The 22,606-nt window shown below is 68.8% G+C and carries 17 protein-coding genes; 11 read left to right on the top strand and 6 right to left on the bottom strand.

Going from position 1 to position 22,606, the window contains the following annotated elements; all coding sequences use genetic code 11:
* The first annotated feature begins 294 nt into the window (after positions 1-294).
* Complete coding sequence (dnaB, locus tag ABZV44_RS25450) at positions 295-2,940, top strand: replicative DNA helicase (protein ID WP_354840998.1); 2,646 nt, start codon at positions 295-297, stop codon at positions 2,938-2,940.
* A gap of 425 nt (positions 2,941-3,365) precedes the next feature.
* Here dnaB and ABZV44_RS25445 read toward each other — a convergent pair whose 3' ends face one another.
* Positions 3,366-4,151 carry a hypothetical protein gene (locus ABZV44_RS25445; protein ID WP_354840996.1) on the bottom strand — a complete coding sequence of 262 codons (786 nt, stop codon included), beginning with the start codon at positions 4,149-4,151 and terminating at the stop codon, positions 3,366-3,368.
* An 84-nt stretch (positions 4,152-4,235) separates the two neighbouring features.
* Here ABZV44_RS25445 and ABZV44_RS25440 point away from each other — a divergent pair, with 84 nt between their 5' ends.
* The 4 genes from ABZV44_RS25440 (at position 4,236) to ABZV44_RS25425 (ending at position 9,294) form a co-directional block, all read left to right on the top strand.
* Positions 4,236-4,604, top strand: coding sequence for a MerR family transcriptional regulator (locus ABZV44_RS25440; protein ID WP_354840994.1), 369 nt, complete (start codon positions 4,236-4,238; stop codon positions 4,602-4,604).
* 31 nt (positions 4,605-4,635) lie between these two features.
* The gene (locus ABZV44_RS25435) at positions 4,636-6,567 is read left to right on the top strand and encodes a CocE/NonD family hydrolase (RefSeq protein ID WP_354840992.1); all 1,932 of its coding nucleotides are present in this window, start codon (positions 4,636-4,638) and stop codon (positions 6,565-6,567) included.
* 135 nt (positions 6,568-6,702) lie between these two features.
* Positions 6,703-8,646, top strand: coding sequence for a DUF6301 family protein (locus ABZV44_RS25430; protein WP_354840989.1), 1,944 nt, complete (start codon positions 6,703-6,705; stop codon positions 8,644-8,646).
* Between the two features lie 9 nt (positions 8,647-8,655).
* Positions 8,656-9,294 (top strand): methyltransferase domain-containing protein, encoded by a 639-nt coding sequence (locus ABZV44_RS25425; RefSeq protein WP_354840986.1) that lies wholly within the window; start codon positions 8,656-8,658, stop codon positions 9,292-9,294.
* 12 nt (positions 9,295-9,306) lie between these two features.
* On the opposite strand, the gene ABZV44_RS25420 is transcribed toward ABZV44_RS25425, so the two are convergent.
* On the bottom strand, positions 9,307-9,729 hold the full coding sequence (locus ABZV44_RS25420; RefSeq protein WP_354840984.1) for a helix-turn-helix domain-containing protein: 423 nt from the start codon (positions 9,727-9,729) through the stop codon (positions 9,307-9,309).
* Between the two features lie 66 nt (positions 9,730-9,795).
* Here ABZV44_RS25420 and ABZV44_RS25415 point away from each other — a divergent pair, with 66 nt between their 5' ends.
* The 4 genes from ABZV44_RS25415 (at position 9,796) to ABZV44_RS25400 (ending at position 14,283) form a co-directional block, all read left to right on the top strand.
* Entirely contained in the window at positions 9,796-10,698 is a 903-nt protein-coding gene (locus ABZV44_RS25415) for an NADP-dependent oxidoreductase (protein WP_354840981.1), read from the top strand.
* Positions 10,699-10,787: 89 nt separating this feature from the next.
* On the top strand, positions 10,788-12,323 hold the full coding sequence (locus ABZV44_RS25410) for an FAD-binding protein (protein ID WP_354840979.1): 1,536 nt from the start codon (positions 10,788-10,790) through the stop codon (positions 12,321-12,323).
* Positions 12,324-12,487: 164 nt separating this feature from the next.
* Positions 12,488-14,041: an NAD(P)/FAD-dependent oxidoreductase gene (locus tag ABZV44_RS25405; protein ID WP_354840977.1), complete on the top strand. Its 1,554-nt coding sequence runs from the start codon at positions 12,488-12,490 to the stop codon at positions 14,039-14,041.
* A gap of 35 nt (positions 14,042-14,076) precedes the next feature.
* Positions 14,077-14,283 carry a hypothetical protein gene (locus ABZV44_RS25400; protein ID WP_354840974.1) on the top strand — a complete coding sequence of 69 codons (207 nt, stop codon included), beginning with the start codon at positions 14,077-14,079 and terminating at the stop codon, positions 14,281-14,283.
* Here ABZV44_RS25400 and ABZV44_RS25395 read toward each other — a convergent pair.
* The gene (locus ABZV44_RS25395; RefSeq protein ID WP_354840972.1) at positions 14,258-14,902 is read right to left on the bottom strand and encodes a class I SAM-dependent methyltransferase; all 645 of its coding nucleotides are present in this window, start codon (positions 14,900-14,902) and stop codon (positions 14,258-14,260) included. The genes ABZV44_RS25400 and ABZV44_RS25395 overlap by 26 nt on opposite strands.
* 28 nt (positions 14,903-14,930) lie before the next feature.
* The gene (locus tag ABZV44_RS25390) at positions 14,931-15,848 is read right to left on the bottom strand and encodes a LysR family transcriptional regulator (RefSeq protein ID WP_354840969.1); all 918 of its coding nucleotides are present in this window, start codon (positions 15,846-15,848) and stop codon (positions 14,931-14,933) included.
* Positions 15,849-16,147: 299 nt separating this feature from the next.
* On the opposite strand from ABZV44_RS25390, the gene ABZV44_RS25385 reads away from it, so the two are divergent.
* Entirely contained in the window at positions 16,148-17,530 is a 1,383-nt protein-coding gene (locus ABZV44_RS25385; RefSeq protein WP_354840967.1) for a threonine/serine exporter family protein, read from the top strand.
* On the opposite strand, the gene ABZV44_RS25380 is transcribed toward ABZV44_RS25385, so the two are convergent.
* Positions 17,476-18,102, bottom strand: coding sequence for a GDSL-type esterase/lipase family protein (locus tag ABZV44_RS25380; protein WP_354840964.1), 627 nt, complete (start codon positions 18,100-18,102; stop codon positions 17,476-17,478). The genes ABZV44_RS25385 and ABZV44_RS25380 overlap by 55 nt on opposite strands.
* Positions 18,103-18,340: 238 nt before the next feature.
* On the opposite strand from ABZV44_RS25380, the gene ABZV44_RS25375 reads away from it, so the two are divergent.
* A complete protein-coding gene (locus tag ABZV44_RS25375) occupies positions 18,341-20,797 on the top strand; it encodes a lysylphosphatidylglycerol synthase transmembrane domain-containing protein (RefSeq protein WP_354840961.1) in 2,457 nt (818 codons plus the stop codon).
* Here ABZV44_RS25375 and fadD5 read toward each other — a convergent pair.
* Positions 20,794-22,359, bottom strand: coding sequence for a fatty-acid--CoA ligase FadD5 (gene fadD5, locus ABZV44_RS25370; RefSeq protein WP_354840959.1), 1,566 nt, complete (start codon positions 22,357-22,359; stop codon positions 20,794-20,796). The two genes, ABZV44_RS25375 and fadD5, sit on opposite strands and share 4 nt — an antisense overlap.
* Positions 22,360-22,606: the final 247 nt, after the last annotated feature.

Here is a 22,606-nt window from a genome sequence, read left to right as displayed (position 1 = left end):
ACAGTTGGTGAACAATACCCACGTTGTCCACAGGTGTGTACACAGCTCGGTTTGGCGGGTCACCGTCCGGTCGCCTAGGTTCGCATTCGATGTCGTGACCACTGCCCGGGACGACACGACTCCGTGTATCCAGCACCCACCACCACGGGTTTGCCACCGCGCCTGCACAACTCGGCGTGGCGGCGCCGCATCGCGGTCGGGATACTTCCGCGTGGCGGGCCGAACCTGTCGGTGCGCAGGCGTACAACGGTCATGGACTCGTTCCGGGCGCGAGCAGAGAGGACGGTCGAGCCGATGGCAGTCATCGACGATCGCGGCCACGACGATCACGGGCCCTCCGACTATCCCGATGCCCCCGGCGAGGATTTCGGCCGTCAGCCACCCCACGACATGGCCGCCGAGCAATCCGTCCTCGGCGGCATGCTGCTGTCCAAGGACGCCATCGCCGATGTCGTGGAGGTCATCCGCCCCGGCGACTTCTACCGCCCCGCCCACGCGGCCGTCTACGACGCCATCCTCGACCTCTACGGCCGCGGCGAACCGGCCGACCCGGTGACGGTGGCCGCCACCCTCGACCGCCGCGGCGAACTCAAGCGCATCGGCGGGGCCCCGTATCTCGTCACGCTGACCCAAACGGTCCCCACCGCGGCCAATGCCGGCTACTACGCCGAAATCGTTGCGGAGAAGGCGATCCTGCGCCGTTTGGTGGAGGCGGGCACCCGAATCGTCCAGTACGGCTACGCCGGCGCCGACGGCCAGGACGTCGCCGAGGTCGTCGACCGCGCCCAGGCCGAGCTCTACGACGTCACCGAACGCCGCTCCAGCGAGGACTTCGCCCCCCTCACCGACATCCTCCAGCCCACGATGGACGAACTCGACTCCATCGCCTCCCGAGGCGGCATCTCCCTCGGCGTCCCAACAGGTTTCACCGAACTCGACGAAATCACCAACGGCCTCCACCCGGGCCAGATGATCATCGTCGCGGCTCGACCCGGTGTCGGTAAGGCGCTTGCTCTCGATACTCCGCTGCCCACGCCGAACGGCTGGACCACCATGGGTGAGGTCCGAGTCGGCGACGAGCTGCTCGACGCCCAAGGGCGGCCCACACGGGTTGTGGCCGCCACCGAGGTGATGACGGGCCGGCCCTGCTACGAGGTCGAATTCTCCGACGGTGCAGTGATAGTCGCGGACGAGCAGCATCAGTGGCTCACCGAGACCCGCTCCTCTCGCCGATCCGCCCAGCAAGCCGCCACCGGCTACAACCGGTATCGGAATCAGAAGACCTTCGCGGAGATCCGCACGACCGCCGAGATCGCGGCCACTGTGCACTGTGCGACCGCGGACCGACGTCTCAACCACTCCGTGGTGAACAGCGAGGCACTGCAACTGCCCGACCGCGAGTTGCTCGTGCCCCCTTACACGCTGGGCGCATGGCTCGGCGACGGCAGTTCTGCGTGTGCACAGCTGACGTCGGCTGATCCCGAGGTCATTCATCGGATCGAGAACGAGGGAATCCTTGCGACGCACTCGGATTCCGCACCGCTGCGGTACAGCCTGCGGCTACCCGAGGATGCACCGATCGAGCCGCGTGATTGCCTTGTCTGCGGTGCGGAGTTCATTCCGTTCACCAGCGAAGTCCGTACGTGCGGCCGATCATGTGGCGGCAAGGCGCGTTTCGTCTCGGGTCCGGTACCCGCGCCTACCTGCCCACAATGCGGCGGGCCGTCCATCGGGCTCCGCCTGTGCCAGTCCTGCCGTAATGCGACCGGCAGCGTGCAGGCTCGCCTGCGCACCCTCGGTGTGCTCGGCGACAAGCACATCCCCCTCGAATACCTCCGCGCTTCCGAGGCACAACGACGCGCCCTGCTGGCCGGCTTGCTCGATACCGACGGCACCGTCACCAATGGCGGATCTGTCCAGTTCACGGTGACCAACCCGCGGCTCGCCCGGGACACCGAAGAGCTGATCGTGAGCCTCGGCTACCGCTGCCAGCTGTCGACCAAGCGAGTCCGGGGTCGCACCGAGGCAACTTCGACCGCTTACACGCTGACCTTCGCAACCGAGGACGAGGTCTTCGGGTTGAGCCGAAAAGAGCTGCTGCACAAGCTGCGTCGCGGCGCGACCAACACGGCGCGTTCCGGCTCCCGCTTCATCGTAGACGTCCGCCCGATCCCATCGGTCCCGGTCCGCTGCGTAGAAGTGGCGAACTCCGACCACCTCTACCTCGCCGGCCGTTCCATGATCCCCACCCATAATTCCACGCTGGGAATGGATTTCATGCGCAGCTGCTCCATCAAGCATGGTCTGGCCAGTGTCATTTTCTCGCTGGAAATGAGCCGCACCGAAATCGTCATGCGCCTCCTATCCGCGGAAGCGAAAATTAAACTGGGCGATATGCGTTCGGGCCGTATGAGCGACGACGACTGGACCAAACTCGCCCGCCGCATGAGCGAGATCAGCGAAGCGCCACTGTTCGTGGATGATTCGCCGAACCTCACGATGATGGAAATTCGAGCAAAGGCTCGACGCCTCAAACAGCGGCACGACCTGCGCCTCGTGGTGGTGGACTACCTTCAGCTGATGACCTCTGGCAAGAAGGTCGAGTCCCGCCAGCAAGAAGTCTCGGAATTCTCGCGAAGCCTCAAACTTCTGGCCAAGGAACTCGAAGTTCCGGTCATCGCGATTTCACAGCTGAACCGTGGTCCGGAACAACGAACCGATAAGCGCCCCATGGTCTCCGACCTTCGCGAATCGGGCTCGCTAGAACAGGACGCGGATATGGTTATTTTGTTGCATCGCCCCGATGCATTCGAACGCGATGACCCTCGCGGCGGTGAAGCGGACCTCATCCTCGGCAAGCACCGAAACGGCCCCACCGCGACGATTACCGTTGCGCACCAGCTGCATTTGAGCCGCTTCGTCGATATGGCCCGAGGCTAGGCACCCGAAAACTCTTGCCGCACAGCGATACCGGACCGCCGGCACCTTCGGAGAATCGGCCGACCGTTCTGATTTCCGGCCTACGTCAGCCGATGTAGGCGGAGTGGGCGGGCAGCATGCGCTCGTCTTCGTCTTGCCAGTCGTTCCAGGTGTGGATGCCGTAGGCCTGGAAGACGTAGTCGACGGTGTGGCGCCGGGGTTGGCCATGCGGAGCCGGAAGGCTCGGGTGTTGGTGAGGGCCAGGGCTTCTAGGGCCATGCCGTTGACTGTGGCCATCTTGGGGCGGTCCCCGCACCGGACGCAAGCGGGCGTGACGACGGGGGCAGTTCCTGTCGTCACGCTCGCTCGATGCGGCTATCGTCCGATCTGCGGGTTTCGTTGCCGAAAATTAGCGATGATCTTGGGGATTGGCGGGTATTCGCAGGTCAGGCCAGGAGAATTCGTTGAAAGTTGTGCTCCAGGACCAGGGTTCGCACTGCCGGATCTGCGATGGCGGCCTCGATGGTGTGCCGGGCGGCGACTACGTCGCCGTAGGGGGTGTTCGATCCGAACAGGCACTGTTCAGGGACTTCTCGTGCGGCGGCGGCGACCGCGAATACCTGCAGCGCGCTCGATAGATCGATGTGCAGGTTGGGTCGGTCGGCGGCCAGCTTCACCAGGTCCAGGGCGTGGAATCCGCCCAGGGCGCCGACGATCAGGGGGACCGACGGATAGCGGGCGGACAGTGCCGCATAGGTTCGGAGATCGTCGAGGGTGTTGGGCGCGAAGCCGTGGACCAGTACGGGTATCCCGCCGTGGTCGGCGCTGACGGACAGCACCGGTTCGATGCGCGCGGCCTGGCCGGGCGGCGGGGTGACCTCGCCGATGCCCACGATGCCGGGGCGGGTCAGGTAGGGCTCGAACCATTCGCCGAGGTGCTCGGCGGGCAGCAGTGAGGGCAGGCTCGCGAAGGCGAGGGTGGTGTCGGGGTGTGCGTCCAGTGCGCGCAGCACTTCGTCCATGGCCGCCCGTACCTCGTCCGCCGCCGCGTCCGCACCGCCGATAACGGCTGTCAGCCTGGCGAATTCGGCCCGCACCTCGTCGAGCGTGCGGGCGCGTTCGGGGTGGACCCGGGTGGACAGCAGCACCGTGCGATCCACGCCGGCCTGCTTCGCACGCGCCAGCTGTGCGGCTGGGTCGATGGTGACGTGGGCGTGGACATCGGTGACCATGGCGTTTCCTCCGGCGGGGAATGGGCGGCAGCGGCTCGACGCTAAACGTTGACACTGGGGTCAAGGTCAAGCCGGAGGACATGGATGCTGATCAGCGAGCTGTCGCAGCGCAGTGGGGTGAGCACCCGCGCGCTGCGGCACTACGACCGCAGCGGCCTGCTGGAGGCCGGGCGGCGGTCCAATGGTTACCGGGACTTCCCGGAGTCGAGTGTCGAACGGGTGCGCCGGATTCGGGCGCTGCTCGAGGTGGGGCTCGATCTGTCGGGGGTCGCGGAGCTGCTGCCGTGCTTCGCCCCGGACGGACAACTGGGCGGGTGCGAGCGCGCGCGGCGCCGGCTGACCGATCGGATCGCGGATCTGGACCGGTCCCTGGCGGCCGGTACGCGGGCGCGGGCCGTGCTGGCCGCGGAGGTCGCGCGGTGGGATCGGCCTGCTTTGCCCGATTGTCGGTGAGTGGGTGTGGGACCGGGGTTACGGTCGATCAATGAGCCGTAGTGGGAGAGGGCGCGGTCGCATTGCTCGGGTGGGAGCGGTGGCCGGGGCGATCGCGCTGGTGGTCGCGGGCTGCGCGAGCGGTGGAGGCGGGTCGGCATCGCAGGGGGCGGCGAGCTGGCCGCCGTCGGATGGGCGCGGGTCGTGCGCGGTCGACAAGCAGGAGAATGTTCCCGCGACCATGCGCGACGGCGTGGTGCTGAAAGCGGATGTGTATCGGCCCGAGTCGGCGGATCCGGTGCCGGTGATTCTGATGCGGACGCAGTACGGGAAGGCGGCCGCGCAGGTCCAGCCGTCCCGATACCAGACCCCGGACTGGTTCGCTTCGCACTGCTATCTCGTTGTGGTGCAGGACATTCGGGGCCAGGGGCAGTCGAGCGGCACGTTCGCCGAGTTCGCGAATGACACCAACGACGGCTACGACTCGGTGGAGTGGGCCGCCACCCTGCCGGGTTCGAATGGCAAGGTCGGGATGTACGGTTCGTCGTATGTCGGTGCGACGCAATGGCTTGCGGCCGTCGGCGCGCCACCGCATCTGACGACCATCGTGCCCGCCAATACCGCCTCGGATTACTACGACGGCTGGACCTATGAGGGCGGCGCCTTCCGGCTGGCGTTCGTGGAGCCGTGGGCCATGGAGACCATCGGCGCGAGCGCGGCCCTCAATCGCGGTGACACCGCTACCGCCAAGCAGCTGGGGGTCGATGGCGCGGACTACACGCGCTGGCTGGGTTTCCGCCCGTATCAGCAGTTTCCGCCGCTGCACCCGGGTGATCCGGTGGTCGCGCCGTGGTTCTACGACTGGATCTCGCATTCCACCCGCGACGACTACTGGAAGCAGTGGAGCATTCGCGATCGGTACGCGAACGTGAAGGTCCCGGTACTGGATGTGGAGGGTTGGTACGACGCGTTTCTCGCGGGCGGGGTGCAGAATTTCTCCGGCATGGTCGCCGGTGGCGGCACGCCGGAGGCCCGTGCGGGGCAGCGGCTGGTGCTGGGCCCGTGGGATCACGTCGGCTGGGGCCGTCCGGGCAGCAAGGTGGAGACCCCGATGCTGGCGGCGAGTGGTGCGGCGGGCGACAGCCCGATCAACGGTCTCATGCTGGCCTGGTACGACCATTTCCTGAAGGGCAAGGACAACAAGGTGTCCGGGAAGCCGGTCGTCGACTACTTCCTGATGGGTGCGAACAGGTGGAAGTCGGCCTCGGCCTGGCCGCTGCCGGATACCCGATGGACCACCTATTACCTGTCCGGCAATGGCGGCAATGGGATTCAGGGCCGGGTCGGGCTGCTCACCACCGATGCCCCGCAGGACGCGCAGCAGCCGGATCGCTACGACTACGACCCGCTCAATCCGGTGCCCAGCGCGGGCGGGCACTCGTGCTGCGGCGCGTCGACGGGACCGCAGGGCCCGGTGGATCAGTTCGTGGTGGAGCAGCGTTCTGATGTGCTGACGTACACGACCGCGCCTATGCCCTCCGACACCGAACTCACCGGGCCGATTCGCGTGACGCTGTGGGCGTCCTCGACCGCGACGGATACCGATTTCACCGCGAAGCTGGTGGCGGTGGCCCCGGACGGCTCGACGGTGAATCTCAACAACGGGATCGTGCGCACCGCGTTCCGCGATTCGCTCGATCATCCGTCGCCGATCGTGCCGGGTCAGCCGTATCGCTTCACGATCGACGTGTGGCCGACCAGCTATCTGGTCAAGGCCGGATCGGCGATCCGGGTGGAGGTGTCGAGCAGCGATTTTCCGCAGTTCGCACCGAATCCGAATACCGGTGACCCGTTCGGGCAGAACACGAATACACAGGTCGCGACCCAGACCGTGTATCACGACGAGGATCACCCGTCGGCGCTGGTGTTGCCGATCATTCCGGCGGGCGACGCGGGAAGTTCACGTTTCCCGATGGCGCACTGACATATTCGCCCCCGATCATGACCGTGGCCGGGCTTCCCGTGGATTGTCCGCCCCGTGCGGGAAGCACCGGCCGCCTACAGACTAATCGCGATCGCGAAGACCCCCGGCACGGCCGGGCCGGGTTAGTGTCGCTGGGTGGCTTTCGAGGTGCGTGTCGATACCGCGGGTGCGGTCGAGATCGTGAGAGCGGCAGCGGGGTTCGGCTGGCGCTGGGGCTCCGGCAATGTCTCCGAATTCGCCCGGCGGGTCGGATGGAGTAGTCCGCAGCCGGTGGGCACACTGCGCACCGGCCCGGTCTTCTCCCGGACCGGGCTGTCGGTGTGGTGGGACTCGGCCATGTTCTGGGGCAGCGACCGCGGCCTCGACCATGTGCGCGTGACCATCTCCGACTGCCCGGCCCCCGCGGAGTTCGGCAGCCGGGAACTCCTGGACGCGGCGCTGGCCCGCACGACGGCCGTGTTCACCGAGCACTGGGGCGATCCGGAGAGCCCGGCCGCGGGCCCGGCCGAGGGTCCGGCCTGGCGTTTTCCGACCGTGTTCGCGGGCCTCACCATCGGTGTGGACACCGTCGATCTGCTGCTGGTGAACCCGACCGCGCAGCGGTACTGGATGGAACGCCGGCACGAGATCGCCCGCCGCCGCGCCGCCGCGGGCGCCTGGACCCGCTTCGCCGAGAACCTGGCGGGCTTCGTGGAGACGCTGCCGGTGGACGCGCGCCTGCTGATCACCGCGCCCGGCAGCCGCTTCGTGCAGTTCGACGCCGGGCCCGAGCAGCTGACCTGCGAGCTGGCCCGCACCGAATTCATCGACCCCACCTGGTATTACGGCCCGGCGACCGAGCAGCGGCTGATCGACCTGGGCTGGACGCCGCCGCGCGAGGCCAACTGGACGCGCACCCTGTCCCGGCGCGCGGGCGCCGTGGCCATGAGCGGACTGGCGCTGCGTACCGCCGACACACTGCGCACGGTCGGTGTCACCGCGCCCACCGAACTGGTGGCCGACGCCTGGGTGGAGGGCGGCGCGGATCTGGACGTGACGCCGCTGGGCATCCCCCCGCATCCCACCTCCCGCAGCCAGCGCGCCGAATTCCTGCGCCGCCACGCCGTCTCCGACTTCGATGCCGGGCCGCTGCGGGTGGACGTGCCCGCCGGTGTCGAGATCGCGCGCGCGGCGCGCGCCTTCGACTGGACCTGGACGCGCGCCGATCTGGACGGCTTCGCGGCCGCGGTGGGCTGGAAACCGGTGCACGACAGCGATACCGGCGAGCGCACGGTGTGGGCGGACACCGAATTGCGCGTGGACGATCCGCGCGCCCGCTTCTGCTTCGACGGTGACCGGCTGGAGGCGGTCTGCGTCACCCTCAGCGACAGCATCGAATCGTTCCTCTACGACGAGGGCCTGCCCGGTGAGGTGCGCGAGCAGCGCACCGCCGCGCAGGCCCGCGCCCTGGACGGCTTCCGCACCGAGTTCGGTGTGCCGCGCCATGCGGTGCTGGGACAGACGCACGGATCGGCCTGGCCCGGCGACCGGCTCACGGTGGGCCTGGTCACCGAGCCGGACACGGTGGAGCTGTATCTGGTGCGACCGGGCGAACGCGACCGCCGCCTCATCATCGAGCAGCAGCGCGCCGCCTTCCGCGCCCACGATCGCGAATGGACGCAGTGCTACGAGGAATTGGCCGCCCTGATCGCCGATCTCACCGAGTCCGGCCAGCTCACCGTGGACGCCGGGGAACCGCATCGCGCCCGGATCAATCTCGACCAGGACCAGGGCCACGAGCTGTTACGGCTGGAACTGGCCAGCGCGACCGCCCGCGAATTGTCCCCGCGCGTCCTGAAATTCATGCTGCGCGACGGCTGGCAGCATCCCGATCACCGATATCCGCTGTGGCACATCGATCTTCCGCTGCCCGCCCTGCCGCGGGACCTGCGCCGGCTGGCCCGGCTGGCGGTGCTGCCGCTGCGCACCCTGATGCCGCCGCAGGCCCGGTTGCGCGTGCTGTTGAACGGCGAGTATCAGGCGGTGCGCGCACCGTCGACGGGCGCGATCGGCGCGCAGGCGGCAGCGCCGGACGCCTAGAGTCGAGGCATGATCGACACCGAGGACATGCGCGTCACCCGGGCCGCCTACGACGAGGTGGCGGAGCTGTACGCCAAGCTGTTCCACCGGCAGCTGCACAGCAATATCTTCGACCGATCGATGCTGGACGCCTTCGCGGAAGCGGTGCGGGAGAACGGGAATGGTGCGGTGGCCGATATCGGCTGTGGGCCGGGCCGGGTCACCTCGTATCTGGCGGCAGCGGGGCTGGAGATGTCGGGGGTCGATCTGTCGCCGGAGATGATCCGCCTGGCCCGGGCGGGGTACCCGGACATTCCGTTCGAGGTCGGTCCCATGGAGCAACTCCGGTATGGCGACGCCGCCCTGGCCGGGCTGGTGGCCTGGTACTCGATCATTCATATTCCGCCGCACCGTGTTCCGGCGGTGCTGACCGAGTTCGCGCGGGTGGTGCGCCCCGGCGGGCACGCCGTGTTCGGCTTCCAGGCCGCCGACGAGCCCGCGGGCGTGCGGGATTACGCGCACAAGGTCGCCCCCGCCTACCGGTGGGCGCCGGGCACCTTCGCGGAAGCGCTGGCCGCCCATGGTTTCCGGGCCACCGCCACGCTGTCGCGGGAGGCCCGCCCGGACGAGTACACCCCGCACGCCACCGTGCTGGCGGTCAGGGTCTGAGAGCGCCGGTGGTCACGGCCGGACCGGTTCCGGTTCGCGTGCCGCCCGCTCGTCGAATTCGGTTCGGGCGGCGGTGATTTCCTCGGCGTGCTGCAGCGCCCACTGCCCCATGGCGTGGGTGATCCGGCCCAGGTCGGCGCCCATGTCGGTGAGCGCGTACTCCACCCGGGGCGGCACGGTCGGATACACCGTGCGCCGGACCAGCCCATCACGTTCCAGGTCCCGCAGGGTGCGGGTGAGCACCTTCTGGGTGATGCCGTCGAGACGGCGGCGCAGTTCGTTGAATCGGATCGGCCCGCCCTCGTTGCGCAGGGTGCCCAGCACCAGCAGCACCCACTTGTCGGCCAGCACCGCGAGGATGTCGCGGGCGGGGCAGCGCCGCAGGTAGCTGTCGACCAGATTTCCGGATGGCTCCCCGTCGGAGACGGTATCCATGAGGTACCTCGGGATCAAAAGAGTGCCTTCTTCCTCCGAGATACTATCCGGCGCAGGATCGAGATCATGAAAGCGATCAGTCAGCGCACCCTCGGTGGACCGGACGTTCTGGAGACGGTGGAGGTCGATGTTCCGCGACCCGGCACCGGCGAGGTGCTGGTGCGGGTGGCCGCCACCGCCATCAATGCCGCCGATTGGAAACTCCGCTCGGGCGCGGTCACCAAGCTCGGCCCGCCGCCGTTCACACTGGGCTTCGACCTGTCGGGTGTCGTCGCCGCGGTCGGCGCGGAGGTCACCGAATTCCGGCCCGGTGACGAGGTTTTCGGGAATGTGCTCAGCCGTTCCGGCGGGTACGCCGAATACGCGGTGACCCCGGCGCAGTTCCTCGCCCACCGGCCCGCCGGTCTCGACCACATCCATGCCGCCGCGCTGCCGACGGCGGTGCTCACCGCGTGGCAGGCGCTCACCGATGTCCAACCGGGACAACGGGTTCTGGTGCACGCGGCGGCGGGCGGCGTGGGTCATCTGGCGGTGCAGATCGCCAAGGCGCGCGGCGCGTACGTGATCGGCACGGCCCGTACGGCCAATCACGACTTCCTGCGCGGCCTCGGCGCCGACGAGCTGATCGATTACACGGCAACCGATTTCACCACCGCCGTCAGCGCCGTGGACATCGTGTTCGACCTGGTGGGTGGCGACTATGCGGCTCGCTCGCTGCGGGTGCTCACCCCGCACGGCCGGATGATCGACGCCCAGGGCGAGGAGCCGCTCGACGATCCCCGCTATCACCGCCTCTGGTTCACCCCGTCCGGCGCGGACCTGCGCGCGGTCGCGGACCTGGTGGCGGCCGGGCGGCTGCGCGCCGAGATCGACCGGGTGATGTCCCTGGCCGATGCCGCCGAGGCGCACAAGCTCAGCGAATCCGGCCGGGTGCGCGGCAAGATCGTCCTGACCACCTGGCACGACTGATCCGGCTTTCCGGCCATCGGGATACTTGATGCACGGGCCGCTCCCGGCGCATACCGTCGCGGAGAGACCACGTTGATCAGGGAGTAACGGTGACGGACTGGAACGAAGAAGTCGATGTCCTGGTGGCAGGGTCGGGCGGCGGCCTGGCCGGGGCCTATACGGCGGCCCGTGAGGGACTGACGGTGGCGGTGGTGGAGGCCACCGACAAGTTCGGCGGTACCACCTCGTTCTCGGGTGGCGGCGGGGTCTGGTTCCCGTGCAATCCGGTGCTGCAGCGGGCGGGCGTGGACGACACCATCGAGGACGCGCTCACCTACTTCCGGTCCGTGGTCGGTGATCGTACCCCGGCCGAGCTGCAGGAGACCTACGTCCGCAATGGCGCCAAGGTCATCGAATACCTGGAGCAGGACGAGGCTTTCGAATTCCAGATGTTCCCGTGGCCGGACTATTTCGGTAAGGCGCCCAAGGCTCGGCTGGACGGCAAGCGGCACATCATCCCCGCGCCGCTGCCGGCCGCGAAGCTGGGCGAGCTGAGCGACTCGGTGCGCGGGCCGCTCGGGACCGATCGCCACGGCGACCCGCAGCCCGATTACCTGATCGGCGGGCGGGCCCTCGTCGGCCGGTTCCTGCTGGGACTGTCCAAGTACCCCAACGCCAAGCTGTACCTGAACTCCCCGCTGGTCGAGCTGGTGACCGAGGACGGCGCGGTGGCCGGGGCGATCGTCGAGCGCGACGGTGAGCGGGTGGCCATCCGGGCCCGCAAGGGCGTGCTGCTGGCCGCCGGCGGTTTCGAGGGCAACGACGAACTGCGGCAGCGCTACGGGGTGCCGGGCGTGGCCCGGGACACCATGGGGCCGTGGGGAAATCAGGGCAGGGCGCACGAGGCGGGCATCGCGGTGGGCGCCGACACCGACCTGATGGATCAGGCGTGGTGGTCGCCGGGCCTGGTGCACCCGGACGGGCGCGCGGCCTTCGCGCTGTGGTTCACCGGCGGCATCTTCGTCAACCAGGCCGGTGAGCGCTTCGTCAACGAGTCCGCGCCCTACGACCGGCTCGGCCGCGACATCATCGAGCACCTCAACGACGGCTCGGCAACGCTTCCGTTCTGGATGGTCTACGACGACGCCGAGGGCGTGGTGCCGCCCATCAAGGCCAGCAATGTGCCGATGGTCGACGCGGAACGCTATGTCGAGGCGGGCCTGTGGAAGACCGCCGACACCCTCGAGGGCCTGGCCGCCGAAATCGGTGTTCCCGCCGAGGCACTGGTGGCGACCGTCGCGCGTTTCAACGAATTCGCGGCCCAGGGCGTGGATCCGGACTTCGGCCGCGGCGACGAGGCCTACGACCGCGCCTTCTCCAATGGCGAGCCCCCGCTCACCCCGATCGTGAAGGGCCCGTTCCACGCGGCCGCCTTCGGCATCTCCGATCTGGGCACCAAGGGCGGGCTGCGCACCGACACCGCCGCCCGCGTGCTGAACATCGAAGGCGAGCCGATCCCGGGACTCTACGCCGCAGGCAACACCATGGCTGCGGTCAGCGGCACCGTCTACCCCGGTGGCGGCAATCCGATCGGCGCGTCGGTGCTGTTCAGCCACCTGGCGGCGCTCGACATGAGCGGCCGCTAGCAGCTCCCGGCGCCCAAGGTTCGCGGCGCGTCTCGTTCTGGACTGACGAAGCGGGGGAGCGAAGCGGAGGAGCGGAGGAGGGAAGAACGAGACTTTCAGCGCCGCGAACCCGCCCGGAGCGAAGCGGAGGGCAAATTGGACACAGAGTGTGATGCGATGGGCGCATGACGCGAGCGGGATACGACGTGATCGTGGTGGGCGGCGGCCACAACGGCCTGGTGGCCGCCGCCTACCTGGCCCGGGCCGGGCGTTCGGTGCTGGTGCTGGAACGCCAGGCCCACACCGGTGGCGCGGCGGTGTCCGAGCGGGTGTTCCCGGGCTTCGACGCGCGACTGTCGCGCTACTCCTATCTGGTGAGCCTGCTGCCCGAGCACATCGTGCGGGACCTGGACCTCAGCTTCGAGACCCGCAAGCGGCGCATCTCGTCGTACACGCCGATCGGTGGCACCGGGCTGCTGGTGGACAACGGTTCCGAGGCCGCCACCCGCGCCAGCTTCGCGCAGGTCACCGGATCCGAGCGGGATTACGAAGCCTGGCAGCGCTTCTACGCCATGACCGGGCAGCTGGCCGAGCGCGTCTTCCCGACCCTGACCCACCCGCTGCCCACCCGCGCCGAATTGCAGCGCACGGTGGACGATTCCACCGCCTGGGAGACGATTTTCGAACGGCCCCTGGGTGAATCCGTGGAGGCCACCTTCGCCGACGACACCGTGCGCGGCGTGGTGCTCACCGACGCGCTCATCGGCACCTTCACCCACGCCCACGATCCGGCGCTGCGGCAGAACCGCTGCTTCCTCTACCACGTGATCGGCGGCGGCACCGGCGACTGGAATGTGCCCGTCGGCGGCATGGGCGCGCTCACCGACGCGCTTGCCGGCGCGGCCCGCACGGCCGGGGCCGAGCTGAGCACCGGATGCACCGTCACCAGCATCGAGCCCTACGGCGACACGGCCGACGTGCACTACCTGCACGGTGATCACGGGCACGTGGCCAGCGCGCGGCACGTGCTGGTGAACGCCGCGCCCTACGTGCTGGCGGGACTGCTGGGCGAATCGGCCGAGAAACCCGAGGGCGCGCAACTGAAGATCAACATGCTGCTGCGTCGACTACCGAAACTCCGTGACCCGCAGGTGGATCCGCGCACCGCCTTCGCCGGCACCTTCCACATCGCCGAATCGGCCGGTCAGCTCGAGCGTGCCTACCGGGAGGCGGCTGCGGGCGCGCTGCCCTCGGCCCCGCCCTCGGAGATCTACTGCCACACCCTGACCGACCCGTCGATCCTCGCGCCGGAGCTGAACGAGCGCGGCTTCCACACCCTCACTCTGTTCGGGTTACACACGCCCGCACGGCTTTTCGCGGACGATCCGCGCGGCGTCAAGGAGCGGCTGGTGGATGCCACACTGGCGCAACTGGATTCGGTGCTGGCCGAACCGATCCGCGACTGTCTCGCCCTGGACGGCGAGGGCAACCCGTGCCTGGAGGCCCGCACCCCGGTCGAACTCGAACGCGAGATCAGCATGCCCGGCGGCCATATCTTCCACGCGGACCTGTCCTTTCCCTACCGCGCCGACGATGCCGACGACAGCCCCGCAGCCCGGTGGGGCGTCGCGACCGGGCACCGCAATGTCCTGCTGTGCGGCGCGGGCGCGGTGCGCGGCGGCGGCGTCAGCGGCATCGGCGGCCACAATGCCGCCATGGCCGTCCTCGAAGCGGGCTGAGCGAATCCCTCGGCCGCCCGGTCGAATACCGGGACGTGCCGCTCACCGAGCTGCGCGACAGCCTGCTCGGCAGGGGCCTCGAACCGTATCGGATCGGGCACACGATGTCGCTGTTCTCCAACCTGAAGGCGGGCTTCCTGCACGCCACCCACAGCGATCTGCCCGCCCTGCTGTCCGGTGCGCCGCGCCCGATCCGCGCCGAGATCGCGGCCGCGGTCAGCGGGCCGGGAGCAGCTGGGTGACGAGCCAGAGTCGACGGGGAAGCTCGCCCTCCTCGAAGGAATGCCGGTCGCGCAGCTCCCATCCGGCGGCGAGGCTCTCGACGAGTTCCGCGGAGAAGAAGTGCACGGCGAAGCCGCCGTGCTCGTAGATGTCGTCACCGAGGGATGTGCCGCTGCCGAAGTGGGCGTCGTCGGTATTGCGGACGGTGTAGACGAAGGCGCCACCGGGTTTGAGGACGCGGCGGATCTCGGCGACCAGGTCGCGGATCTCCTGGGTACTGAGGTCCATGCACAGCAGCATGTGCGCGTACACCGCGTCCACACTGCGGTAGGGCAGCGGAATCGGCTGGCGCACATCGTGTTCCAGGGTGCGGACCCGCTCGCCCGCGCCTTCGGCGTCCGCCCGCTCCTGTAATTGCGCCAGCGCGACGGCACTGAAATCGGTGGCGGTCACCCGAAAACCCTGGCGCGCCAGGTGGAGTGCGTCCCGGCCGTGGCCCGCGCCCAGTTCCAGCACGTCGCGGGCCCCGCGCTCGCGGAACAGGCGCGCCGCGTATACGGCGGCCTCCGAGGGCTCGTCGCCGTACATCTCCGGATGCGTGCGGTAGGTGCGCTGCCAGTGCTCGTGCTGGTCGCTCATGCCCTCAATCATGTCCGACCGGCGGCGGCTAGGAGGTGCGACGGCCGTCCGCGCCGTGCTGGCCCATGATGTCGGAGCAGCAGCGGATGAAATACCGCATGACCGGATCGGTCTCGGAGGCGTCCGGCCACACCACCGCCACCCGGGTGGGGCCGATGCCGTGCACGGGCCGGAACACCACGCCCGGGTACTCGGTGCGGGCGGTGGAGGCGGGGGTGAAGCTCACGCCGAAGCCATTGGCGATGGCGCGCAGCCATTCCTCGGTATTGCGGGCGATGGCCCCGATGATGGCGGTGTCCGCGGGCCGCGCGTCCAGGCCCATCCAATAGTCGCGCCACCAGCCGGTTTCCGCGGGCGAGGCGACATACGGCTCGTCCCACAGCTCCCGGAAGGCGATGTCGTCGCGCTGGGCCAGCGGATGGTCCTCGGGCAGCGCGATCCAGCGCGGTTCGGCGAACAGCTCCCGCAGGTGGTATTCGTCCTGGCCCGGAAAGGGCAGGCGCAGCAGGGCGACATCGACGTCGCCCTCGTCCAGCCCGGCGGTCGGGTCGGTCCAGCCGCCCTGGTGCAGATCGACCTGCCAGTCCGGGTGCAGCCGGTGGAAGACCCGGATGATCTCCGGAATGTGGCCGTCGGCAGCGCTGTTCACGCAGCCCAGCCGCAGTACCCGGGAGGCGCGGCTGGCATCGCTCTTGGTGTCGCGCAGGATCCGGTCCCAGGACGCCAGCAGCGCCGGGACCTGCTCGGCGAGCACCTTGCCGGCCGCGGTGAGCGTCCAGCCCGCGCGGGAACGAATGAACAGCTCCACACCCAGCTGCTGTTCCAGCTGTTTGATCTGGGTCGCCAGCGCGGGCTGCGCGACATGTAGTCGCTGCGCCGCCCGCGGCAGGTTCTCCGCGTCCGCGACTGCCAGGAAGTAACGCAGCAGTCGCGTATCGATATCCATGCCACCAGGTTAGGAAGAGGGCAACCGATAGGCATACCCGATGGCTTGGAAGCCGGGATTCGGGCGGGATGGTATCGGCAGTTCCGTTCCAGAGCCGGGATGCATGGGAGTGAGATGGATCGCGTCCGGTGGATCCGGGCCCGCCGCGCGCTAGATTTTGATTGCTACGAAGTTGCTCATCTATGGAGGCGAGACCTACGAGTCTGTCGCGGCATCATCCACGGCCCCGGCGTGCGAGGCGCGGCCGGGGCGCGCTGTCGCGCAGTCTCTACGGGGCCACCCGCAGGGCCGCCGGATCCATGGATCACTGGCTGCGGCGGGTCAGCCCCGGCGCGATCGCCCCGGCGGAGCAGGCTCCGCCGCCGGAGGAACCACCCGTCTCCGCCGACCTGCTGGATCTGTTGCGGCACATGGGCGTAGCCCTCATTCGCTCGGGCGAGACCACCGGCCGGGTAAAGGACATCCTCGACGAACTGGCGCGCCGCTACGACGCCACCGAGGTGCACTTCTTCGTGCTGCCCACGGGAGTGTTCGTGCGCGTACAGGATTCGCGCGGATCGGCGATGGACCTGCTGGAAGCCGACTCCGACACCCTGCGCCTGGATCAGATCGCCGCGCTCTACGAACTCATCGACCGGATCACCAGCGAACTGCCGCCGCCGGCCGAGGCCACCGCGGCGCTCGAGGACATCCTCGCCTCGCCGCAGCCGACACCGGTGTGGCGGTTGCTGACCGGCAATGTGGTGCTTACCGTGGGGCTCGGCCTGATGCTCAACCCCACCTCCACCGCCCTGCTCGGCTACATCGTGCTCGGGCTGGCGGTGCAGCTGCTGATCATGGCGGCCGACCGGTTCCGGCTGCTGTACACGAGCTTGCCGGTGCTCGCCGGGGCGGTGGTCACCCTGCTGTCGTTCGGCTTTCCCAACGCGCTCGGCGGCGGCAATCCCTCCCAGCTGCTGATCCCCTCGGTGTCGAGCCTGCTGCCGGGCGCCATGCTCACCAACGGGTCCATCGAGCTGGCCACCGGATCCATGATCGCGGGCGCCAGCCGCACCATCTACGGCTTCAACAAGCTGGTGCTGCTGGCCTTCGGGGTGCTGGTGGGGCTGCAACTGCTGGGCACGCTGCCCACGGTGTCACCGCAGGCCGGACCCGGATTGGGCTGGTGGACACCGATACTCGGGGTGCTGCTGATCGGACTGGGCCACAGCCGGCGGGCCAGCGCCCCGCCGAGCTCCCTGGGCTGGCTGCTGATCGTGCTGTACGCGGCGTTCTGCGGGCAGCAGCTGGGCACTCAGCTCGGCGGCGGGCTGCTCGGCTCGTTCCTGGGCGGCATGGTGGCGGTGCCGGTGGCATACCTGGTGCAGCGCTTCAAGGATGCCCCGCCGACACAGGTGGTGTTCCTGCCCGCCTTCTGGATGCTGGTGCCCGGCGGCATGAGCCTGAGCGGGATCTCCGCGCTGGTCACCGAGAACGACCCCAACGGCCTGCACATCCTGGTCACCGCGGTGCTCACCGTGCTCGCCATCGCGCTGGGCGTGCTGGTCGGCTCGGGCCTGGTGACCTCGACCCGGGAGCCGCGGCTCCAGGGCATGGTCGAGGACTGGCTGGGACCCGGAACCGAAACTCAGCGCACCACCGGCAGTTCCGAGCCCGGATCGGCCAGCCAGAGCAGCCAGTGAGGCGCGAGCAGGGCGGCGAACTCGTCGTAGCCGGTCGCGCCCGGATGGAAGCCGTCGCCGGCCGCGACATCGCGCATCCAGATCTGGTTCTCACGCAAGGGCTGATGCGCCCGCAGGTAGGGCACCTCGGCCTCGTCGCACAGGTCGGCGAAGCGGGCGTCCAGTGCCAGCAGCCGGGCATTGTGCTCGTCGTCGACATTCGGCGGCGGCGCGACCACCATTGTCTGCCAGCCCTTTTCCCGCGCCCGGCGCAGGATGCCGGCCAGATTGCGCTCCGACGTCCCCGGATCGACCCGGGGACGGCCGTCCTCGAGCTGGGTGTCGTTGACACCGGTGGAGATCACCACCCGGCAGTCCGCACCCGCGGGTAGCCGGGGCGTGCACTCGGCCTCCCAGCGGGCCCGCAGCTCGGTGCTGTTCTCCCGTCGGATGCCGAGGTTGTAGTAGGTCAGCGGCTGGCCGGCCGCCGTGGCCCGGGCCGCGAGCCGGCCCGCCCAGCCCAGGCACCTCGGATCACCGACTCCCGCGACGAAGGACTCACCGACGAAACAGACACGGAGATCGAGCACCACGGGCCGATCCTCGCACGCCGGTTCGGCCTGTGCCCAAAGCTCGGATCAAGCCGGAAAAACCGATCCCGCGAACGAGCGCGGCGGACGCCCCGAACCGGGCTCGTCGGTACCGGCCAGCGGGGACGGGTTACGGTTACGGCGTGTTGGGTGGTCGGTGATGCCGTCGCCTGCCGCATACTCACACCGAGCCGACCATGGGACCACAGCCGTTCCCACGATCCGAAAGCGCGAATAGGACATGCGAGTCGACGGGCGGGAGATTCCCGTCTCCGGCAGCCTGCTGCAGCCGCGGATCCGCCGGACCAGTGACATTCTGCGCGTTGTGCTGTCCGCGCTGTCGGTGGCCATCGTCATCGCCGGATCGCTGATCACCAGGCCGCAGTGGGAGGCGCTGGAGCGCTCGGTCTCCGGCATCGTGGGGTTCCTGACCCCGGAACAGTCGAACCTGGTCTACATCGTCTACGGCATCGCCATTCTCGCGCTGCCCTTCGCCATTCTGGTGCGGCTGGTGCTGCGCGGCCAGTGGAAACTGCTGGCGGGCTTCGTCTCCGCGGGCCTGATCGCGCTGGGCCTGTTCTCCATCACCGGCACCGGGTTCTCCGCGCCGCGCTGGCATCTGTCGGAACCGGGACAGGTCAACACCTTCCTGTCACAGTTCCTCGACGATCCGCGCTGGATCGCCATGCTGGCGGCGACGCTCACGGTGGCCAGTCCGTGGCTGCCCGCGCGGGCGCGACGCTGGTGGTGGACGCTGCTGCTGGCCTTCGTGCCGATCCACCTGTTCGTCTCGCTGGTGGTGCCCGCCCGGGCCGCGCTGGGCCTGGTGGTGGGCTGGCTGGTGGGCGCGGTCATCGTGCTGGTGGTCGGCACGCCCGCGCTCGAGGTGCCGCTCGACGCGGCGGTGCGGGTGCTGGCCCAGCGCGGCTTCCGGGTGACCGCCTTCAAGGTGCTGCGCCCGGCCGCCCGTGGGCCACTGGTGCTTTCGGCGAGCACGGTGCCGCAGCCGGAGCTGGGCGCCTCACCCAACAGCGCGCCCGCCGCGGCCGGGACCGCGGCGGAGTCCGGTGAATCCCCTTCACCGGACAATGAATTGATCATCGAGATGTACGGTGCGAACCAGCGCAGCCGCGGCATGCTGCAGCAGCTCAAGCGCTGGCTCACGATTCGCAGCGGCGAGTACCCGGCGCCGTTCGCCTCCATGCGCCGCGCGGTCGAGCATCGCGCCCTGATGGGATTCGCCATCGCCGATCTGGGTCTGGCCAGCAACAAGCCGCTCACCGTGGCGGCGCTGGACCGCGGCTGGATGGTGTACGCGCACACCGTGCCCCAGGGCCGGCCGCTGGCCGCCGCCGACGGGGAGCCGATACTGACCCGGGTGTGGCAGGCGCTGCACAGCATGCACCAGGCCCAGATCTCGCACGGCGAACTGCACGCCGAGGAGATCCGGGTCCTCGACGACGGCACCGTGCTGTTCGGCGGGTTCGTGCAATCCGAATTCGGCGCTTACCAGGCACGTTTCGACTCCGACGTGGCCCAGCTGCTGCTGTCCTCCGCGCATCTGTTCGGTGTCGGCCCGGCCGTGCGCACCGCACTCGAAGTACTGGACAAGCAGGCGGTACTGGACGCCTCGGCCCGGCTCACCAAGACCGCGGTGCCCACCCACCTCCGCAAGGCGGTGCCGGACGCGGGCGAGCTGATGAAGGGCATCCGCGCGGAGGTGGCCGCGCAGACCGGGCAGGACAAGATCGAGGCCGCGCAGATCACCCGCTTCTCGCGCAACCAGATCATCCAGCTGGTGCTGCTCATCGGCCTGGTGTACGTGGCCTACCCGTACATCAGCGCGGTGCCCACCTTCGCCTCGGAGCTCCGCAATCTGAACTGGGGCTGGGCGCTGCTGGGGCTGACCGTGTCCGCCCTGACCTATGCGGGTGCGGCAATGGCGTTGTGGGCGTGTGCCTCCGAGGCCGTCAGGTTCGGCAACCTGCTGCTCATGCAGATCGCCAACACCTTCGCCGCGACCACCACCCCGGCCGGCGTCGGCGGGCTGGCGTTGAGCGTGCGGTTCCTGCAGAAGGGCGGCCTGGGCGCGGTGCGGGCCACCGCGGTGGTCGCCCTGCAGCAGACGGTGCAGGTGGTGACCCACGTGGTGCTGCTGCTGATCTTCGGCGCGCTGGCCGGAACCTCCACGAACCTGTCGCATTTCGTGCCCAGTGCCACCGTGCTGTACCTGGTGGCGGGCGCCCTGCTGGGCCTGCTGGGCGTGACCATGTTCGTCCCCAAGGTCCGCAAGTGGCTGCTCAACGAGGTACGCCCGCAGCTGGCGGAGGTGGTCGGCCAGCTGAAGGATCTGGCCCGGCGGCCCGGCCGGCTGGCCATGATCGTGGGCGGCTGTGCCACCACCACCCTGGGCATGGCGCTGGCGCTGTGGGCCAGCATCGAAGCCTTCGGCGGCAGTACGACTTTCGTGACCGTCACCATCGTCACCATGATCGGCGGCACCCTGGCCTCGGCCGCCCCGACCCCCGGCGGGGTGGGCGCGGTGGAGGCCGCCCTCATCGGTGGTCTGGCCGCCTTCGGTGTCTCGGCGGGGATCGCGGTCCCCGCCGTCCTGCTCTACCGGGTGCTGACCTGCTGGCTGCCGGTGTTCTGCGGCTGGCCGATCATGCGCTGGCTCACCGCCAAGGACCTGATCTAGGCCGAATACGCCTTGCGCAGTTCGACCTTCACGACCTTGCCGCTGGCATTGCGAGGCAGCTCGGGTACGACCACCAGGTGCTTGGGGTGCTTGTAGCGGGCCAGGGACTCGTTCAGGAACGGTTCCAGCTCTTCGAGGGTCAGGTCGTCGACGCCGTCGATGAGCGCGACCACCGCGACCGGCACCTCGCCCCACTTCTCGTGCGCGCGGCCCACGACGGCGGCCTCGTGGATCTTGGGGTGCGCGAAGAGCACGTTCTCGATCTCGGCGCAGTAGATGTTCTCGCCGCCGGAGATGATCATGTCCTTCTTGCGGTCCACCACGTAGATGAAGCCCTCCTCGTCCTGGCGGACCAGGTCCCCGGAGTGGAACCAGCCGCCGTGGAAGGCCTCCGCGGTGGCCTCGGGCTTGTTCCAGTAGCCCTGCATGAGAGTCGGTCCGCGATAGACGATCTCGCCGACCGTACCGGGCGCGACATCGTTCATCTCGTCGTCGACCACGCGGGCCTGGATGGTGGGGATGGGCAGGCCGACCGAGCCGATCTTGCGCAGCGCGTCCTTGCCCTCGAGCACACAGGTGATGGGTGACATCTCGGTCTGGCCGAACACCGCTACATTGAAGGCGTTCGGGAAGCAGTCGGCCATGGCGCGCAGCACCGTGTCCGACGCGGGGGCCGCGCCCCAGCACAGCGCCTGCAGTGCGAGCTTGCGCTGCTTGACCGTCGGCTCCTCGCAGATGAGCTGCCACTGCACCGGTACGCAGAAGGCGGCGGTGGCCTGCTCGGCCTCGACCGCGTCGAGGAATTCGGTGGCATCGAACGCGCCCAGCGGGTGCAGCACGGTTTTGCCGCCGAGCATGAAATACGGGGTGAGCGAGCCCAATCCGGCGATGTGGAACAGCGGTGAGCTGCAGAAGCCGATGGAATCCGGGGTGATCTCCATGGCCCGGATACAGGTCAGCGCCTGCGCGTTCATGTTCGCGTGGGTGAGCACCGCACCCTTCGGGCTGCCGGTGGTGCCCGAGGTGTACATGATCAGGCAGGGGGTCTCTTCCGGAATGTCCAGCGGCGCATGCGGTTCGCCCGGCTCGGCCAGGACGTCCTCGTAGCCGATGACGCCCGCGCCGGTCTGCCCGTTGATGACCACGACCGTGGACAGGTCCGGGGCCTGCCCGGCGACGCCCACGGCCAGCGGTTGCAACACCGAGTCGGTGACGATGGCCTTGGCGCCGGAGTCGGCCACGATGTAGGCGACCTCGGGCGGGGTGAGCCGGAAGTTCACCGGCACCGCGATGGCCCCGAGCGCATTGATGCCCATGACGGCTTCGATGTACTCGGTGTAGTTCAGCGCCAGGATGAGCACACGATCGCCGAACCCGACCCCTCGACGGGACAGCGCGTCGGCGAACCGCTCCGACCGCTCGTGCAGCTGCTTCCAGGTGGTGTCCACGCCCTTGTACTTGAAGGCGATCCGACCGGGCCGCATGGCCGCGTGGGTCGCGACCTGGTTCACCCAGTGGTTGCGACGCGACCGAATCGGCTCGTCTAGCGGCTGGAAGGTCATGCGGTGTCCTTTCACGCTGATCGACTGTGAGAATATCCCTTAACTTTCTGACGTGACAAGGGTTACAGAGAAGGTTTCACCGAGAAGTTCTCACCGCTTCATTCAGCAGTTCAGAGCATGTATTCGAGCCTGGTAGACACCCATATCCACAAGCGGCCACTCCCGGCCGCACTGGTCACAGCCCTGGTCAGGTGCAAACTTCCACTCACATCAGGGTTGTCGCTCCATATGCAACTATGCGAGTATC

Origin of the sequence: Nocardia sp. NPDC004860 (genome assembly GCF_040609015.1) — a bacterium.
Lineage (GTDB): Bacteria > Actinomycetota > Actinomycetes > Mycobacteriales > Mycobacteriaceae > Nocardia.
The sequence above is the reverse complement of the archived record's forward strand: the minus strand, read 5'-3'. Positions and strand labels throughout refer to the sequence as shown.

Coding starts and splice junctions, on each gene's coding strand:
- dnaB (WP_354840998.1), top strand. CDS start 295: ATGGCAGTCATCGACGATCGCGGCCACGACGATCACGGGCCCTCCGAC.
- ABZV44_RS25445 (WP_354840996.1), bottom strand. CDS start 4,151: ATGGTCACCGATGTCCACGCCCACGTCACCATCGACCCAGCCGCACAG.
- ABZV44_RS25440 (WP_354840994.1), top strand. CDS start 4,236: ATGCTGATCAGCGAGCTGTCGCAGCGCAGTGGGGTGAGCACCCGCGCG.
- ABZV44_RS25435 (WP_354840992.1), top strand. CDS start 4,636: ATGAGCCGTAGTGGGAGAGGGCGCGGTCGCATTGCTCGGGTGGGAGCG.
- ABZV44_RS25425 (WP_354840986.1), top strand. CDS start 8,656: ATGATCGACACCGAGGACATGCGCGTCACCCGGGCCGCCTACGACGAG.
- ABZV44_RS25420 (WP_354840984.1), bottom strand. CDS start 9,729: ATGGATACCGTCTCCGACGGGGAGCCATCCGGAAATCTGGTCGACAGC.
- ABZV44_RS25415 (WP_354840981.1), top strand. CDS start 9,796: ATGAAAGCGATCAGTCAGCGCACCCTCGGTGGACCGGACGTTCTGGAG.
- ABZV44_RS25405 (WP_354840977.1), top strand. CDS start 12,488: ATGACGCGAGCGGGATACGACGTGATCGTGGTGGGCGGCGGCCACAAC.
- ABZV44_RS25395 (WP_354840972.1), bottom strand. CDS start 14,902: ATGAGCGACCAGCACGAGCACTGGCAGCGCACCTACCGCACGCATCCG.
- ABZV44_RS25390 (WP_354840969.1), bottom strand. CDS start 15,848: ATGGATATCGATACGCGACTGCTGCGTTACTTCCTGGCAGTCGCGGAC.
- ABZV44_RS25385 (WP_354840967.1), top strand. CDS start 16,148: ATGGATCACTGGCTGCGGCGGGTCAGCCCCGGCGCGATCGCCCCGGCG.
- ABZV44_RS25375 (WP_354840961.1), top strand. CDS start 18,341: ATGCGAGTCGACGGGCGGGAGATTCCCGTCTCCGGCAGCCTGCTGCAG.
- fadD5 (WP_354840959.1), bottom strand. CDS start 22,359: ATGACCTTCCAGCCGCTAGACGAGCCGATTCGGTCGCGTCGCAACCAC.